General features: G+C 67.7%; 13 protein-coding genes. 9 read left to right on the top strand and 4 right to left on the bottom strand.

The features are described 5' to 3' along the window. Positions 1–185: 185 nt before the first annotated feature. The 7 genes from FQK05_RS16750 to FQK05_RS16720 all read left to right on the top strand — a co-directional run bounded on the left by FQK05_RS16750 (position 186) and on the right by FQK05_RS16720 (position 8,368). Positions 186–1,601 (top strand): YcjX family GTP-binding protein, encoded by a 1,416-nt coding sequence (locus tag FQK05_RS16750; protein WP_158968913.1) that lies wholly within the window; start codon positions 186–188, stop codon positions 1,599–1,601. Then, positions 1,598–2,047, top strand: coding sequence for a GNAT family N-acetyltransferase (locus tag FQK05_RS16745; protein WP_233270548.1), 450 nt, complete (start codon positions 1,598–1,600; stop codon positions 2,045–2,047). Before FQK05_RS16750 ends, FQK05_RS16745 begins: the two co-directional genes overlap by 4 nt. After that, complete coding sequence (locus FQK05_RS16740) at positions 2,044–3,057, top strand: YcjF family protein (protein ID WP_158968911.1); 1,014 nt, start codon at positions 2,044–2,046, stop codon at positions 3,055–3,057. Before FQK05_RS16745 ends, FQK05_RS16740 begins: the two co-directional genes overlap by 4 nt. 173 nt (positions 3,058–3,230) lie before the next feature. Further along, a complete protein-coding gene (locus tag FQK05_RS16735) occupies positions 3,231–3,959 on the top strand; it encodes a VIT1/CCC1 transporter family protein (RefSeq protein WP_158968909.1) in 729 nt (242 codons plus the stop codon). Positions 3,960–4,232: 273 nt separating this feature from the next. Continuing rightward, positions 4,233–7,205, top strand: coding sequence for an isoleucine--tRNA ligase (gene ileS, locus FQK05_RS16730; RefSeq protein WP_158968907.1), 2,973 nt, complete (start codon positions 4,233–4,235; stop codon positions 7,203–7,205). Positions 7,206–7,347: 142 nt separating this feature from the next. After that, entirely contained in the window at positions 7,348–7,803 is a 456-nt protein-coding gene (locus tag FQK05_RS16725; protein WP_158968905.1) for a methylated-DNA--[protein]-cysteine S-methyltransferase, read from the top strand. 85 nt (positions 7,804–7,888) lie between these two features. Continuing rightward, positions 7,889–8,368: a hypothetical protein gene (locus tag FQK05_RS16720; protein WP_158968903.1), complete on the top strand. Its 480-nt coding sequence runs from the start codon at positions 7,889–7,891 to the stop codon at positions 8,366–8,368. 50 nt (positions 8,369–8,418) lie between these two features. Here FQK05_RS16720 and FQK05_RS16715 read toward each other — a convergent pair whose 3' ends face one another. The 3 genes from FQK05_RS16715 to fsa all read right to left on the bottom strand — a co-directional run bounded on the left by FQK05_RS16715 (position 8,419) and on the right by fsa (position 10,850). Further along, the gene (locus tag FQK05_RS16715; RefSeq protein ID WP_158968901.1) at positions 8,419–9,360 is read right to left on the bottom strand and encodes a tyrosine recombinase XerC; all 942 of its coding nucleotides are present in this window, start codon (positions 9,358–9,360) and stop codon (positions 8,419–8,421) included. After that, the gene (locus FQK05_RS16710) at positions 9,342–10,049 is read right to left on the bottom strand and encodes a DUF484 family protein (RefSeq protein WP_158968899.1); all 708 of its coding nucleotides are present in this window, start codon (positions 10,047–10,049) and stop codon (positions 9,342–9,344) included. The genes FQK05_RS16715 and FQK05_RS16710 overlap by 19 nt, the downstream gene beginning before the upstream one ends. Before the next feature lie 147 nt (positions 10,050–10,196). After that, positions 10,197–10,850: a fructose-6-phosphate aldolase gene (gene fsa, locus FQK05_RS16705; protein WP_158968897.1), complete on the bottom strand. Its 654-nt coding sequence runs from the start codon at positions 10,848–10,850 to the stop codon at positions 10,197–10,199. A 108-nt stretch (positions 10,851–10,958) separates the two neighbouring features. Between fsa and FQK05_RS16700 the strand changes: the two genes are divergently transcribed. Next, positions 10,959–13,220, top strand: coding sequence for a primosomal protein N' (locus tag FQK05_RS16700; protein ID WP_158968895.1), 2,262 nt, complete (start codon positions 10,959–10,961; stop codon positions 13,218–13,220). Positions 13,221–13,395: 175 nt separating this feature from the next. Further along, positions 13,396–14,505 carry a flavin-containing monooxygenase gene (locus FQK05_RS16695; protein ID WP_158968893.1) on the top strand — a complete coding sequence of 370 codons (1,110 nt, stop codon included), beginning with the start codon at positions 13,396–13,398 and terminating at the stop codon, positions 14,503–14,505. A gap of 4 nt (positions 14,506–14,509) precedes the next feature. On the opposite strand, the gene FQK05_RS16690 is transcribed toward FQK05_RS16695, so the two are convergent. After that, on the bottom strand, positions 14,510–15,583 hold the full coding sequence (locus FQK05_RS16690) for a YeeE/YedE family protein (RefSeq protein WP_158968891.1): 1,074 nt from the start codon (positions 15,581–15,583) through the stop codon (positions 14,510–14,512). Positions 15,584–15,596: the final 13 nt, after the last annotated feature.

The raw sequence follows: 15,596 nt of genomic DNA, 5'->3' as shown, positions 1-15,596 counted from the left end.
GACTGCGCCTTTCCCTTCTTTGATCTTCAAATATCTCGGGGGTGTGGGGGCAGCGCCCCCACCTGTCCTGCCGCGACCGGCCCCGCGACCGGACGGCCCGTCAGGGTCCCGCGCGGTCCTGCCACTGGCGAGCGGCTGCGGAGGGGCTTATGTAGATTGCGAGGTCAGAAGGGGCAGAACCGGACGTGGTCATCTCTACACTTGCCGACGGGCTTGTGCGCAGCGTCGAGAGCGTCGGCGATGCCGTCACGGGCGCGTTCACCGATCCGACGATCCGGCTGGGCGTGACCGGGCTGGCGCGCGCGGGCAAGACGGTGTTCATCACCTCGCTGGTGGCGAACCTGCTGGACCGGGGCCGGATGCCCGGGCTGGTGGCCGCGCGGGACGGTCGGATCCAGGCGGCGTATCTCCAGCCCCAGCCCGACGACACGATTCCGCGCTTCGATTTCGAGACGCATCGCGACGCCCTGACCGCGCCGGTCCCGCACTGGCCCGACAGCACCCGGGCGGTCAGCGAGTTGCGGCTGTCGCTTAAGGTCCAGCCCGGCGGCTTCCTGGGCGGGCTTCAGGGCCCGCGGACCGTGCACCTGGACATCGTCGACTATCCGGGCGAATGGCTGCTGGACCTGGGCCTGATGGACCGCAGCTACGACAACTGGTCGGCCGACGTCCTCGACCGGCTGGAGGGGCGGCCCGAGGGCGCGGCCTATCTGTCGCTGGTCCGCGAGACCGACGCCGCACAGCGCTTCGAGGAACCGGTGGCCAAGCGGCTGGCCGAAAGCTTTGCCGCCTATCTGCAGGCCGCGCGCGATGCCGGGTACTATGACTGCACGCCGGGGCGGTTCCTGCTGCCGGGAGAGATGGCGGGGTCGCCCGTGCTGACCTTCGCGCCCCTGCCGCGGGATGCCGGACCGAAGCGGGGCACGCTGCTGCACGAGATGGCGCGGCGGTTCGAGGCCTACAAGAGCCAGGTCGTGCGGCCCTTCTTCCGGGACCATTTTTCGCGCATCGACCGGCAGATCGTGCTGGTGGATGCGCTGGGCGCGATCCATTCGGGCCCCCGCGCGGTCGAAGACATGCGCCTGGCCATGGCCGAGATCCTAGGCGCCTTCAGGCCGGGCCGCAATTCCTGGCTGACCCAGATCCTGATGGGGCGGCGGGTGGAAAGGATCCTCTTCGCCGCGACCAAGGCCGATCACCTGCATCACCTGCAACACCCCCGCCTGACCGCGATCATGGAGGCGCTGACGCGCGAGGCGCGCGACCGGGCGCAATTCGCCGGCGCCGAGACCGCCGCCATGTCCATCGCCGCATTGCGTGCCACGACCGAGGAGATGCGCGAGCATCACGGCCGCGAGCTGCCTTGCGTCCGCGGCATCGTCGCCGGCACGGGGCGGCAGGTGGCGTTCTATCCGGGCGAACTGCCCGAGGATCCGGCGCGGATCCTGTCGCCGGCGCGGGCGGGCGAGGACCGCTGGCTGCAGGAAGATTTCGGGCACATGTCCTTTGCCCCGTCGCCGCTGACGCTGAAACCCGGCGACGGTCCGCCCCATATCCGGCTGGACCGCGCCGCGGAATTCCTGATCGGGGACCGGCTGTGACCGGCACGCTGCGGCCGGCACGGCCGCTGGATGCGGGCGTGCTGGGGGATATCCTGCACGATTTCCAGGCGCGGACGCCCTGGATGCCGAAGCTTTACAGCGGGGCCGAGACGGTGGCCTTCTGCGGTACGCTGATCGACCGCGGCTGGGTCCGCGTGGCCGAGAGGGAAGGCGTGCCCGCAGGTTTCATCGCCCGGGACGGCGCGGAGATCTGTGCGCTTTACATCACCGATGCGGCGCGGCGGCAGGGCCATGGGGCGGCGCTTCTGGCGGATGCCAAGGGGCGGCAGGACCGGCTTTGGCTGCGCTGCTTCCAGGTCAATGCCGGGGCCCAGGCCTTTTACCGGGCGCAGGGCTTCCGGCAAGCCGGGACCGGAGACGGCACCGGAAACGAAGAAGGGTTGCCGGACTTTCTGTATGAATGGCAGGCGGAGGATGCGAGATGACCAGGGGACCCGTGATCTTCGATCTGGAAGATGACCGGCAGGGGCCGGCGCTGGACGTGGCGGCGGCGCCGCCGGTGCCGGAACCCGGCGTGCCGCAGGGCGCCGCGATGTTGACCGCGGCCCGGCTGGCCGGGCGACGACAGCGCGCCTCGCGCCTGGCCAAGCTGTTCTGGTCGCTGCTGGGGGCGCTGGTGACGGCGCTTCTGTCCTTTGCCGCCTGGCGCTTTGCCGAGGACCTGATGACCCGCGTGCCGGTGCTGGGCTGGATCGTGACCGGCCTTCTGGTGGCGTTCCTGGTGGTCGTCATCCTGATCGCTCTGCGCGAGATTGCGGCCATCGGCCGGCTGGCGCGGCTGGACGGGTTGCGCGCCGATGCTGCCAAGGTGCTGGAGACGGCCGATCTGGAAGGCGCGCGCGGCGTGGCGAAGCGGGTTGTCGCCCTTTATGCCCACCGGCCCGAGACGGGGAATGGAAGAACCCGGGTCACCGATCGTCTGGGCGACAGTTTCGAGGCCTCGGACACCCTGCGGCTGGTTGAACAGGACCTGCTGGCGCCGCTGGACCGGGCCGTGGTGCTGGAAATCGAAAGCTCGGCCCGGCAGGTGGCGATGGTGACGGCACTGGTGCCACTGGCGCTGGCGGATGTGGCGGCGGCGCTGGCCAATGCGCTGCGGATGATCCGCCGGATCGCCGAGATCTATGGCGGGCGGTCGGGTGTCATCGGCAGCTGGCGGCTGACCCGCGCCGTGCTGGGGCACATGCTGGCGACCGGTGCGGTGGCCGCGCTCGATGACATGATCGAGCCGGTGATGGGCGGGACGATCCTGTCGAAGCTCTCGCGCCGCTTCGGCGAAGGGCTGGTGAACGGTGCCCTGACGGCGCGGGTGGGGCTGGCCGCGATGGATGTCTGCCGGCCGCTGCCGTTTTCGCCCGGCCTGCGCCCGTCGTCGCGGGCCATCGTGAAGGCGGCGCTGACGGGCCTGTTTTCCCGGGCCGAGCGGGAGGGCTGAGTCCCGCATCGCCCCGTCGTGGGCCCGTCCGCCCACCCCGCCGGGGCGCCTGCGCGTCCCGTCTTGCCGGTTCGGGAGCGGTCAGAGTGTCCATGCGAACATATTGCGAATTGTGCATGTCAATGATCTGACGCAATGTGGCCCGACCCAACCATGGTTCCCGGGATCCCCGAATGCTTCAGCCACCCGACACGCCAGAGCATGGACACACGCCCGGAGAGGTGGCGGCGCGCATCGATGCGCCGCCGGGGAAGGGTGTGCTGGGCGATGTCGTATACGGGGCGATCGACGGGTCGGTGACGACCTTCGCGATCGTGGCCGGTGTCGCGGGCGCCGGCCTGTCCCCGTTCATCGTCCTGGCGCTGGGCTTTGCCAATGTGCTGGCCGACGGCTTTTCGATGGCGGTGGGCAACTATTCCGCCACCAAGGCGCAGGTCGACAATGTCGCCCGCGTGCGCGAGATCGAGAAGCGGCATATCGACCTCTATCCCGATGGCGAGCGGCTGGAAGTTCGCGAGATCCTGCGGCGCAAGGGGCTGACCGGCAAGGTGCTGGAGGCCGCGACCGACGCGATCTGTGCCGACCGCGAGGCCTGGATCGCCCTGATGGTCGAAGGCGAATACGGGTTGGGCGAAGTCGATCCGAGACCGCTGCGTGCCGCGCTTGCGACCTTCGGCGCCTTCCTGGCCGCGGGCATGGTGCCTATGCTGCCGTTCCTTTTCGGCCTTGCGGACGCATTCCGGGTGTCTGCCGGGCTGACGCTGGTCGTCTTCTTCGCCATCGGCGCGCTGAAAAGCCTGTGGTCGCTTGCGCCCTGGTGGCGGTCCGGGGCCGAGACTCTGGCCATCGGCGGGGTGGCGGCCGGGCTGGCCTATGTCGTGGGAACCCTGTTCCAGGTCTGAAGGCGGCGGGGCCGGCCGCCGCCGCGAAGGCCCATGCCTCTGGGGTCTTGCCCCGGGGCAGCGTTGACCGGTCTCTTTACCCTGCTGCGCCACCTGCCTATAACCCGCGCCATGAACAGCCTACTGCGCATGTTGATCCGAATTAGCGTCCCGGCGCTCTGATCCGTCAGAGCGGCCGGGTCATCCTTGCCGGGCGCCCGGCCGCGCGACCCATTCGGTCCGGCTTTGCGTCCACCCTGCTTTCCGACTTTCCGAACCTGAGGACGCCACCCGATGTGCGCCGACACGCCGACCGAGACGAAGACCGTCGATTACAAAGATACGCTGAACCTGCCGAAAACCGATTTCCCGATGCGCGCGGGCCTGCCCAAGCGCGAACCGGAATGGCTGGACCGCTGGGCCAGGATCGGCGTCTATGACCGCCTGCGGGAAAAGCAGGGCCGCACGCCCTTCACGCTGCATGACGGCCCGCCCTACGCCAACGGGCACCTGCATATCGGGCACGCGCTGAACAAGACGATCAAGGACATCATCGTCCGCTCGCACCAGATGATGGGCTTCGATTCCGGCTATGTCCCCGGCTGGGACTGCCACGGCCTGCCCATCGAATGGAAGATCGAGGAACAGTACCGTGCCAAGGGCAAGGACAAGGACGCCGTTCCGGTGGTCGAATTCCGGCAGGAATGCCGCAAGTTCGCCGAAGGCTGGGTCGACATCCAGCGCGAGGAGTTCAAGCGCCTTGGCATCACCGGCAACTGGGCCGACCCCTACCTGACCATGAACTTCCATGCCGAGCGTGTCATCGCCGAGGAATTCATGAAGTTCCTGATGAACGGTACGCTCTACCAGGGATCCAAGCCCGTGATGTGGTCGCCGGTCGAGGAAACCGCGCTGGCCGAGGCCGAGGTCGAATACCACGACAAGGAAAGCCCGACGGTCTGGGTGAAGTTCCGGGTAGGCGGGCTTAGTAATGATCGCAATGTGTGGCCTGACTTGGAAAAGCATCCGCTTTCCGACATGCAGAAAACCTTTGTCGTAATCTGGACCACTACACCTTGGACACTGCCTTCTAACAAGGCCGTCGTTTTCGGCGACGACATTGCTTATGGACTTTATGAGGTTACTGGCACTCCGGAAGAATGCTGGGCAGCGGTTGGCGAAAAGTTCGTTCTTGCCGATAAGCTTGCGGACGAAGTGATGAAGCGCGCCCGTCTGGAACCGGGCATGTATCGTCGAGTTAGCGATGTTGATCCCAACGAAATCGCTTGGGTAATGCACCCACTTGCCAATGTTGAAGGTGCAAATGGCGAGTGGAATGTCGAACGCGATTTCCGCGCCGCCGACTTCGTCACCGACGAGGAAGGCACGGGCTTCGTCCACTGCGCGCCGTCCCACGGGATGGAGGAATACGAGCTTTATCGTGGCCTCGGCATGCTGGAGCAGGTCATCACCTACAACGTGATGGACGACGGGTCGTTCCGTGCGGATCTGCCCTTCTTCGGCGGCAAGAAGATCCTGCGCGCCAAGGCCAAGAACGGCAGCTGGGAAGGCGACGCCAACGCCGCCGTCATCGCCAAGCTGACCGAGGTCGGCGGTCTTCTGGCCCGCGGCAAGATCAAGCATTCGTACCCGCACAGCTGGCGGTCCAAGGCGCCGGTGATCTATCGCAACACGCCGCAATGGTTCGCCGCCATCGACCGCAAGATCGGTGACGGGCAGGACACCTATGGCGAGACGATCCGCGAACGCGCGCTGAAGTCGATCGAGGACCTGGTGAAATTCACGCCGGTGTCTGGCCGCAACCGCCTGCATTCGATGATGGAAACGCGCCCCGACTGGGTGCTGTCGCGCCAGCGTGCCTGGGGTGTGCCGCTGACCTGCTTTACCAAGGTGGGCGCGCTGCCGACCGACCCGGATTTCCTGCTGCGCGATCCGAAGGTCAACGCCCGCATCACCGAGGCGTTCGAGGCCGAAGGCGCCGATGCCTGGTACAAGGACGGTGCCAAGGAACGCTTCCTGGGCAATGATTACGACCCGGCGGAATGGAACAAGGTCGACGATATCCTCGACGTCTGGTTCGACTCCGGCTCGACTCATGCCTTCGTGCTGCGCGACCGGGCAGACGGGACCGCGGACGGCATCGCCGACGTCTACATGGAAGGCACCGACCAGCACCGCGGGTGGTTCCATTCGTCGCTGCTGGAGGCCTGCGGCACGCTGGGCCGCGCGCCCTATCGCAACGTGGTCACCCATGGCTTCACGCTGGACGAGAAGGGCAACAAGATGTCCAAGTCGCTCGGCAATACCATCGGGCCGGACGAGATCGTCAAGCAGTACGGCGCCGATATCCTGCGGCTGTGGGTGGCGCAGACGGATTACACCGCCGACCAGCGGATCGGGCCGGAGATCCTGAAGGGCGTGGCCGACAGCTATCGCCGGCTGCGCAACACCATGCGCTTCATGCTGGGGTCCTTGTCGGACTTTACCGAGGCCGACCGGATCGACGTGTCGGACATGCCGGACCTGGACGCCTGGGTCCTGCACCGGATGGCCGAACTGGACGAGGTGGTGCGCAAGGGCTATGCCGCCTTCGACTTCCAGGGCGTGTTCCAGGCGGTCTTCACCTTCGCAACCGGTGATCTGTCGGCGTTCTATTTCGACGTGCGGAAGGATGCGCTTTACTGCGACGGCGATACGGTCGACCGCCGCGCGGCGCGGACCGTGCTGGACCTGCTGTTTCACCGCATCACCACCTGGCTGGCGCCGATCCTGGTCTTCACCATGGAAGAGGTCTGGCTGGAACGTTATCCGGGCGACGACAGTTCCGTCCATCTGGTCGACATGCCGGACACGCCGGCGGATTGGCGGAACGACGACCTGGCGGTGCGGATCGCATCCATGCGCAAGGTCCGCCGCGTGGTCACCGCGGCGCTGGAAATCCAGCGCCGCGAAAAGACCATCGGGGCCAGCCTGGAGGCCGCGCCGGTCGTCCATGTCGAGGACGCGGGCGTTCTGGCGGTGCTGAAGGCGATGCCGATGGATGATCTCTGCATCACCTCGGCCCTGACCCTGACCGCAGATCCCAGCCCGGCCGAGGCCTTCCGCCTGCCAGAGGTCGAAGGCGTGGGCGTGGTGTTCGAAAAGGCCGAAGGGCAGAAGTGCCAGCGCTGCTGGAAGATCCTGCCCGATGTCGGCCAGCACGGGCACGAAGGCGTCTGCGGCCGCTGCGACGCGGCGCTATCCTGATTGCCTTGCGCCGGGCCATGCCCGGCGCCGGGTGTTCCGTCCTGCATCCCGCCTGAGCGGGATGTCGTGCCAAGGCAGTCGCGTTGCCGCAAATGTCACGAACCGGGTTGATCCGGGCCGCGGTCCCGGTCAGCTTGATGCCATGCCCAGCGTCGCTGTCGATACCCGTTTCGGAACCCTGTGCGTCACCGAGGACGACGGCGCCATCGTGCGCCTGACCTGGGCCGATGACACGCATGACGCGGCGACGGCGCTTCTGCGCGAGGCCGTGGCCCAGATCCGCGCCTATGAGGCCGGGGAACTGAAGGTCTTCGATCTGCCGCTTGCGGTCCGCGGCAACGATTTCCAGAAGGCCGTCTGCGCGCAGATGTCGGCGATCCCGTTCGGCGAGACAAGGACCTATGGCGATATCGCCAAGGCACTGGGCCATCCCGCCCAGGCAGTGGGCCAGGCCTGCGGACGCAACCCGATCGCGGTCGTGATCCCCTGTCACCGGGTGATGGGCGCCAGGGGCCTGACCGGCTTTTCCGGCGGCGAAGGGGTTGAGACCAAGGTGCAGCTTCTGATCCACGAAAAGGCCGGCGGGTTCCTGATCTGAAGGCCTTCGCGTCGCGGCGGGATTGAACTCTGCCGTCATTGCGATCACATCATTGGACAATCGGAAGACGGAGGAGAGCGGAGCGATGAGCCCGACCCAAGACACGAACAAAGACCGGGCCGCGCTGAAGGCGGCAATCTATGACCGCATGATGGCCCTGGAAGCGCACGAGCTGGAGGTGGCGAAGGAACATTACCGTGCCTACCTGAGCGACGCCGTGATGGGCGAGGGCGCACAGCAGGACCGGTCCGCCGTGGCCGAGGCGACGGAAAGCCTGGACCTGGCCCATTCCTTCGATCACCCGGTGCAGACGCACCAGGCCAAGGTGGATGCGCTGGAAAACCTGGATTTCGGCCTGAAGTCCGAGGTGATGGCCGGCGCGGTCGTGTCATTCTCGGGCAAGAACTTCGTCGTGGCCGTATCGACCGACGCCTTCGAGGTCGGGGGAGAGCGCTACATGGGAATTTCGGAACAAAGCCCGATCTACCGCGCCATGCAGGGCCTGGCGGAAGGCGACAGCTTTGCGTTCAACGGCAAGGACGTGATGCTGGACCAGGTTTTCTGACCGACGCCTGCAACCCGGGCCAAGGCGCTTGGTGAAGCGCCTTGCTGCCCTCAGGCCCGCCGTTGCGCCCTTGGGTGGGCCGTTTCATAGACCTCCATCAGCCGCGCTGTGTCGACGGCTGTGTAGACCTGCGTGGTCGACAGGGACGCATGGCCCAGCAGTTCCTGGATCGCCCGCAGATCGCCGCCATTGGCCAGCAGGTGGCTGGCGAAGCTGTGGCGCAGGGCATGGGGTGTGGCGGTCGACGGCAGGCCCATCCGCAGCCGCGCCCGGGCCATCGCGCCCCGGATCAGCCGCGGGTTCAGCGCCCCGCCGCGCGCGCCGCGAAACAGCGCCACACCGCGTTCGACAGGGTAGGGGCACAGGGTGACATAGCGGTCGACCGCGTCGCGGGCGGCCGGCAACACAGGTACCATCCGTTCCTTGCCGCCCTTGCCGCGGATCTTCAGCGTCGCCGGCAGCGGGACCGCATCGCCCGTCAGGCCCAGCGCTTCGGATATCCGCAGCCCACAGCCGTAAAGCAGCGTCACCACGGCCGCATCGCGTGCGGCGATCCAGGGCTCGGCCGCGTCCATCTCGACCTCGCCCAGCATCTCCTTGGCGGCACTTTCGCTCAGGGGGCGGGGCAGTTTCTTAAGGAACTTGGGCGACCGTGTCGACAGCACGGCCGTGGGTTCGAACCCTTCGCGCCGGGCCAGCCAGCGATAGAAGCTTTTCACCGCCGACAGCCGCCGTGCCAGGGACCGGGCGGAAATCCCGGTCTTGCGTTCTTCGGCCATCCAGGCGCGCATGTCGGTGACGGTGATCTTGGCCAGCGCCCCCAGCCCCTCGCGCTCGCCATGGTGCAGGGTCATGAAGGACAGGAAGCCCACGACATCGGTGCGATAGGCCGTCACGGTCGCGGGGCTGGCGCCGTCGACGGCGGCCATGACCTCCAGCCAGGTCTGCAACGCATCCCGCGCTGCAGGAGAGATCAGGCCCGTTTCAGCCATTGTCGCATGGTCCTCTCGAAGACCCCGGCGAAGAAGGCCAGAAGGTCCGTGCCCTGCTGGGGCGAGAACTGTTTCGCATCGCCCGACCCGATCACCAGCAGCGCCGGCGCCCGCCCGGTGCCCAGGTCCAGGACCATGCAGGCCTCGGACCGGACCCTGCCGGCCTTGGCGCCGTAGATGTCCGCGCCGGCATGGCGCAACTGGCGCAGCACCACCTGCCTGCCGGTGTCCCCGCGCGAGATGTAGGTCTGGACGAAGCCCGGCCCCATCACCCGCAGCACGTCTCCCAGGCGGCCCAGGGTCGCGGCCTCGTCACCTTGGGCCGATTCCAGCACCAGGTGGATCGCCTCGACCCGCAGGATCTGGGCCACGTCGCTGCCCAGGCCCGTGACGAAACCTTCGAAGGTGTCGGGATCCAGCAGCTTCAGCACCGCGCGGTGGATCTGGTTGGTGCCGGAAATGCTGTCATAGGCCGCGGCAATCACGGAACGGTGGAGGTTTTCCAGCCGGTCCAGCCGCGATTCCAACCGCTGCATGGCCATGCCGCGCATGTCGACGATATTGTCGCCGCGCGCCGCTTCGGTCGCGCTGACCAGGGCGCGCATCAGGTCGGGATCGTCCAGAATCACATCCGGACGGGTCAACAACTTGTCCCGGGTTTCCGGGTCAATCTTGGCCGTACTGCTCATTTGGTCCCCGCAATCTGTCGTGCGATGCCGTGCAGGTGGGGTCCCGCCAGCATTTGCGACACCGTAACAGGGGACTAGGCCAAAATCTTCAACTATTTCACCCGGCGCCCGCAGGTGTGGCGCCGGGACCTCTTGGACCTGCCTGGCCTAAAGGATCTTCTGGCCGGTCTTTTCCCAGTCCGCCAGGAAGGCCGCCAGGCCCTTGTCGGTCAGCGGATGATCGGCCAGCTTGCGGATCACTTCCGGCGGGGCGGTGATCACGTCGGCGCCGATACGCGCGCTGTCGGCCACGTGATTGACCGTCCGGATCGACGCGGCGAGGATCTGGGTCTGGAAGTCGTAGTTGTCATAGACGGTGCGGATGTCCTCGATCAGCTCCATCCCGTCCAGGTTGATGTCGTCCAGCCGGCCGATGAACGGCGAAATGAACGTGGCCCCCGCCTTTGCCGCCAGAAGCGCCTGGTTGACCGAGAAGCAGAGCGTGACATTGACCATGTGGTTCTGGTCCGACAGGTACTTGCAGGCCTTCAGCCCGTCCCAGGTCAGCGGCACCTTGACGGCGATGTTGTCGGCGATCGCGGCCAGCTTCAGGCCTTCCTCGATCATCGTGGCGGCGTCGGTGGCCACCACCTCGGCCGAGACGGGGCCCGACACGATGCTGCAGATCTCCTTGGTCACTTCCAGGATATCGCGCCCGGATTTCATGATCAGGGACGGGTTGGTGGTGACACCGTCGACCATGCCAAGCTCGTTCAGCTCGGTGATGGCGGCGATGTCGGCGCTGTCGACGAAGAATTTCATAGGGTGCATCCTCGGGTTGGGCTTGGCACGGACTTGCGCGCGCTTTACCGCAGGACGCGTGATGCCGAAACCCCCTTGCCACCTCTCTGTCCCGCTGCGGGGCCGGTCATGACCGGGCCTGGGCCGCTGTTCGGCCCGGATCCGGCGGACGTCGGCGCGTCCGGGGCCTGGGACGACGACGTCTTCCCGCCCGGCGCGCTGGTGGCGGTGCAGACGACACAGCCGCTGGACCGCACGCTGGACTACAAGGCGCCCGAAGGCGGGGTGCGCTTGGGCGCCTATGTCGAGGTGCCGCTGGGCCCGCGCAAGGTGCTGGGCGTGGTCTGGGGGCCGGGGGCGGGGGATTTCGACCGATCGAAGATCCGGACCGTGTCCCGCGTGCTGGACGCGGCGCCGATGCGGGACGAGTTGCGGGAATTCTTGCAGCGCGCTGCCGATTACACGCTGACGCCGATGCCCGCGATGCTGCGGTTGGCCACCCGCGCGCCGGGGTTGGGCGATCCGCCGTCGATGCGCAAGGTCTATCGCCTGGGCGAGGGGGAACCGGCCCGGATGACCGATGCCCGCATCCGCGTGATCGAGGTGCTGGAGGAACATGGCGGCCATCAGGGCCCGGCCTTCACGCTGAAGGAACTGGCGGAACTGGCGGGCGTGACGCCGTCTGTCGTGAAGGGGCTGGTCGATGCCGGTGCGGTGCGGGAAGAGGAAAGCCCCCGCGACATGCCGTTCCCGCGCCTGGACCCGTCCCGCCCCAGCAAGGACCTGACCGAAGGCCAGGAAGCGGCGGCCGAGGTCCTGCGGGAGGAAGCCCGGTCCGACACCTACGGCACGACCCTGCTGAAGGGCGTCACCGGGTCCGGCAAGACCGAGGTCTATCTTGAGGCGGTGGCGGCCGCGCTGGCCGCGGGCAAGCAGGCGCTGGTGCTGCTGCCGGAAATCGCGCTGACCGCCGAATTCATCACCCGGGTCGAGGCGCGGTTCGGCGCGCGGCCGGCCGAATGGCATTCCGGCGTGACCATGACCGAACGCCGTCGTGTCTGGCGCATGGTGGGCGAGGGGGAGGCCGATCTGGTGGTCGGCGCCCGGTCGGCCCTGTTCCTGCCGTTCCAGCGCCTGGGCCTGATCGTCGTGGATGAGGAACACGATACCTCCTACAAGCAGGAGGACGGGGTTCTTTACAACGCGCGCGACATGGCGGTGCTGCGGGCCGCGATCTGCGGGGCGCGCGTGGTGCTGGCCTCTGCCACGCCCAGCCTGGAAAGCTGGGCCAATGCCGAGGCCGGGAAATACCGCCGCCTGGACCTGCCGGCGCGGTTCGGGGCATCGCAGCTGCCGGAAATGCGGACCATCGACATGCGGGCCGAACGGCTTCAGCCCGGGCACTGGATTTCCCCGACGCTGCGGCAGGCGGTGTCACAGCGGCTGGAGAAGGGGGAACAGTCGCTTCTCTTCATCAACCGCCGCGGCTTTGCGCCGGTGACGCTGTGCCGGGCCTGCGGCGAACAGGTGGCCTGCCCCCATTGCGACGCGCGGATGGTGGAGCACCGGTTCCTGAAGCGGCTGATGTGTCACCAGTGCGGCACCACCATGCCGGTGCCCGATGTCTGCCCGTCCTGCAAGGTCGAAGGCAAGATGACCGCCGTAGGCCCGGGTATCGAACGGCTGGCCGAGGAAGCAGCGGCGCTGTTCCCGGATGCGAAACAGGCGGTGCTGAGTTCCGACCTCTTCGGGTCCGCCCGCGCGCTGAAGGCCGCGATCGAAGAGATCGCGGCGGGGAGCGCCGATATCATCCTGGGCACGCAGCTGGTGGCCAAGGGGCACAATTTCCCGCTGCTGACGCTGGTGGGCGTGATCGACGCGGACCTGGGTCTGCAGGGGTCCGACCTGCGCGCGGCGGAACGGACCTTCCAGCTGATGCGCCAGGTGGCGGGGCGCGCGGGCCGGGCGGAACGGCCGGGCGTGGCGCTTCTGCAGACGTACCAGCCCGAACACCCGGTGATCCGCGCCATCCTGGGCGGCGACGAGGAGGCGTTCTGGGCCGCCGAGGCTGCCGAACGCCAGCAGGCGGGTGTCCCGCCCTATGGCCGGATGGCCGGGATCATCCTGTCGGGCACGGACGTGGCGCAGGTCTTCGACCTGGGCGAAGCGCTGGCCCGCAACGACGCGCCGATGCGCCAGATCGGGGCCCAGGTCTTCGGGCCCGCGCCTGCGCCCATCGCGCGGATCCGCGGACGGCACCGGGTGCGGTTGCTGGTCAAGGCCGACAAGGGGGCGCCGCTGCAGGCCGCGCTGGCCCGTTGGCTGGCGCCGGTGCGGCCAAAGGGCGATCTGCGGCTGGCCGTCGACATCGACCCGCAAAGCTTTCTTTGACGATCAGGGGCCGGCCGTTGGGTTGGCCCTGCCGGCGGGTGTTCCGAAGTGGACCAGGCAAGGCGACCGGATGGGCGTGACAGCTCGCGATCCGCTGGACCGGCCCCCTTCGCGTGCTTGTCCGCCGCTGCGATCCGGGCCAGTCTGGCGTCGCGACAAGGAGAGGGGACAGGGTGTGCAGGCAATCGTGATCGGGGCAGGCCCCGCGGGGCTGGCGGTTGCGGCCTGCCTGAAACGGGACGGGGCCGCGGTTACCGTGCTGGAACGGTCGGATCGGGTCGCGTCCAGCTGGCACCGGCACTATGACCGGCTGCACCTGCACACCCCGCGCTGGCTGTCGCACCTGCCGGATCACCCGATGCCGGACGACTGGCCGCGCTATCCGTCGCGCCTGCAGCTGATTTCCTATCTGGAAGACTATGCCATGGCCCAGGGTGTGGACCCGGTTTTCGGAACCTCTGTCCAGTCCGTCCAGCAGACGCCCGGCGGGTGGGAGGTGCAGCACGACAAGGGAACGGAAACGGGCGAGATCGTGGTCTTCTGCACCGGTCTGTCGCAGGAGCCCTTCGTGCCGGACTGGCCGGGGCTGGACGGGTTCCCGGGGACGGTTGTCCATTCGTCGGCCTATCGCAACCCTGTGCCGTTCGACGGGCAGCGGGTGCTGGTGGTGGGGTTCGGCAATTCCGGCGGAGAGATCGCACTGGACATGGCGGAGTTCGGCAATGCCGTCGACATCTGCGTCCGGAACGAGGTGAACATCCTGCCCCGCGAACTGTTCGGGCGGCCGATCCAGTCCATGGGCCTGTTGCAGAAGATCCTGCCCCACCGGCTGGCCGACGCGATCACCGGGCCGATTCTGCGCCGCGCCTTGGGCGACTATACGAAGTACGGCCTGCGGAAATCGAAACACGGCCCCGTCACCCAGATCCGCGAGGAGGGGCGCGTGCCCCTGATCGACATCGGCACGCTGGACGCGATCCGCGAGGGCAGGATCAAGGTACGCCCGGGGGCCCGACGGGTCGAGGGCGAGGTGGTGCATTACGAGGACGGCTCTACCGGGTCCTATGACGCCATCATCATGGCAACCGGCTATCGCGTTGACCTGCGCCCCTATCTGGGCCCGGCGCCGGAGGTGCTGACCGATGACGGGCGGCCACAGGTCTGCGGCGGACCGACGGCCTGGAAGGGCCTTTATTTCTGCGCCTACAACCCGTCGTCCATGGGGCAGCTGGGCCAGATCCGGATGGAATCCCAGGCCATTGCCAAGGATATCGCAGGCGGCTGAAGTGTCAGGCCGCCGGGGCCAGGCTGCGCTGGTCGACCAGAAGGTCGGTCCCCATCGCGCCGACCCACATCATGAACAGTGCGAGCCACGCGGTGCCCACGAAGATCGACGATCCGGTCACGCCCGCGCCGATGGCACAGCCGCCGGCCAGCATGCCGCCAAAGCCCATCAGCGCCGCCCCGATCATCGCCTTTCGCATCGCGACGGGACCGTCGAAGGCCTGAATCTTCAGCTCTCCGGCCAGGGCTGCGGCGACCAGCGCGCCGATGAAAACGCCTGGAACCAGCCCGATGTCGAATTCCAGCACCGGGTCGCGGACCAGGAAGAACATCAGCGTATGGGCGGAGGGCCCGGTGAAGGTGGCGCTTTCGATCTGCACAGGCTCGAACGCCACTTGTGCCAGAGCGTAGGTCAGGACCCAGCCGACCGCCACGGCAAAGCCCACGCCCGAGGCAAAGACCAGACGGGCGGCGCCGATCCGGTTCCGCCGCGCGATCACCAGCGCCACCGCCGCCGTCCCGGCGCCCAGCACCAGCCCGCCCCAGTCGGGCAGGCCGATCCAGGCCGACAGGTCCATGTTGCGCCCGCCCGACGTGATCCACAGCCCCGCCAGCCGCTCCCGCAGGGGGGCCAGCATGCCCGACAGGCTCATCTGTGCGACCACGGCGAAGATCAGGCCCGACACGACCGACCGTAGGTTGCCGGTGGCGGCCAGCACCAGAAGGCGGCCGGAACAGCCGCGGGCCAGCACCATGCCGATCCCGAAAATCAACCCGCCGATGGCCGCCCCCGACCAGCTGCCCGGCACCGCCATCATCCGCGCATCGGCCGACCGCATCAGCCCCGCAAGGCCGGCGGCCTGCACCCAGACCATGGCGGTGGAAAAGGTCAGCAGCCATACCGCCACCTTGTCGCCCAGCCGTCCGCGGGCGAATTCCACCGTTGCCGCACGCAGGCAGAACCGCGACCGCTGTGCCGCCACACCGAAGATCGTGCCGGTCACCAGACCGAACAGCGCCGCCGTCGGTCCTTCGCCGATCCGCTCGGCCAGCGATACAACCTGATCGAGAGTGTCCATGTGCGCATCTTTC

It is taken from the genome of Chachezhania sediminis (assembly GCF_009765275.1).
Taxonomy (GTDB): Bacteria; Pseudomonadota; Alphaproteobacteria; order Rhodobacterales; family Rhodobacteraceae; genus Chachezhania; species Chachezhania sediminis.
Note: the sequence above shows the minus strand (reverse complement) of the source record. Positions and strands in the feature narration are given on the sequence as shown.

Bases quoted from the DNA above. Each gene is read 5' to 3' on its own strand.
- FQK05_RS16700 (WP_158968895.1), top strand. From the start codon at position 10,959: ATGACCGGGCCTGGGCCGCTGTTCGGCCCGGATCCGGCGGACGTCGGC.
- FQK05_RS16720 (WP_158968903.1), top strand. From the start codon at position 7,889: ATGAGCCCGACCCAAGACACGAACAAAGACCGGGCCGCGCTGAAGGCG.
- fsa (WP_158968897.1), bottom strand. From the start codon at position 10,850: ATGAAATTCTTCGTCGACAGCGCCGACATCGCCGCCATCACCGAGCTG.
- FQK05_RS16715 (WP_158968901.1), bottom strand. From the start codon at position 9,360: ATGGCTGAAACGGGCCTGATCTCTCCTGCAGCGCGGGATGCGTTGCAG.
- FQK05_RS16735 (WP_158968909.1), top strand. From the start codon at position 3,231: ATGCTTCAGCCACCCGACACGCCAGAGCATGGACACACGCCCGGAGAG.
- ileS (WP_158968907.1), top strand. From the start codon at position 4,233: ATGTGCGCCGACACGCCGACCGAGACGAAGACCGTCGATTACAAAGAT.
- FQK05_RS16710 (WP_158968899.1), bottom strand. From the start codon at position 10,049: ATGAGCAGTACGGCCAAGATTGACCCGGAAACCCGGGACAAGTTGTTG.
- FQK05_RS16725 (WP_158968905.1), top strand. From the start codon at position 7,348: ATGCCCAGCGTCGCTGTCGATACCCGTTTCGGAACCCTGTGCGTCACC.
- FQK05_RS16690 (WP_158968891.1), bottom strand. From the start codon at position 15,583: ATGGACACTCTCGATCAGGTTGTATCGCTGGCCGAGCGGATCGGCGAA.
- FQK05_RS16740 (WP_158968911.1), top strand. From the start codon at position 2,044: ATGACCAGGGGACCCGTGATCTTCGATCTGGAAGATGACCGGCAGGGG.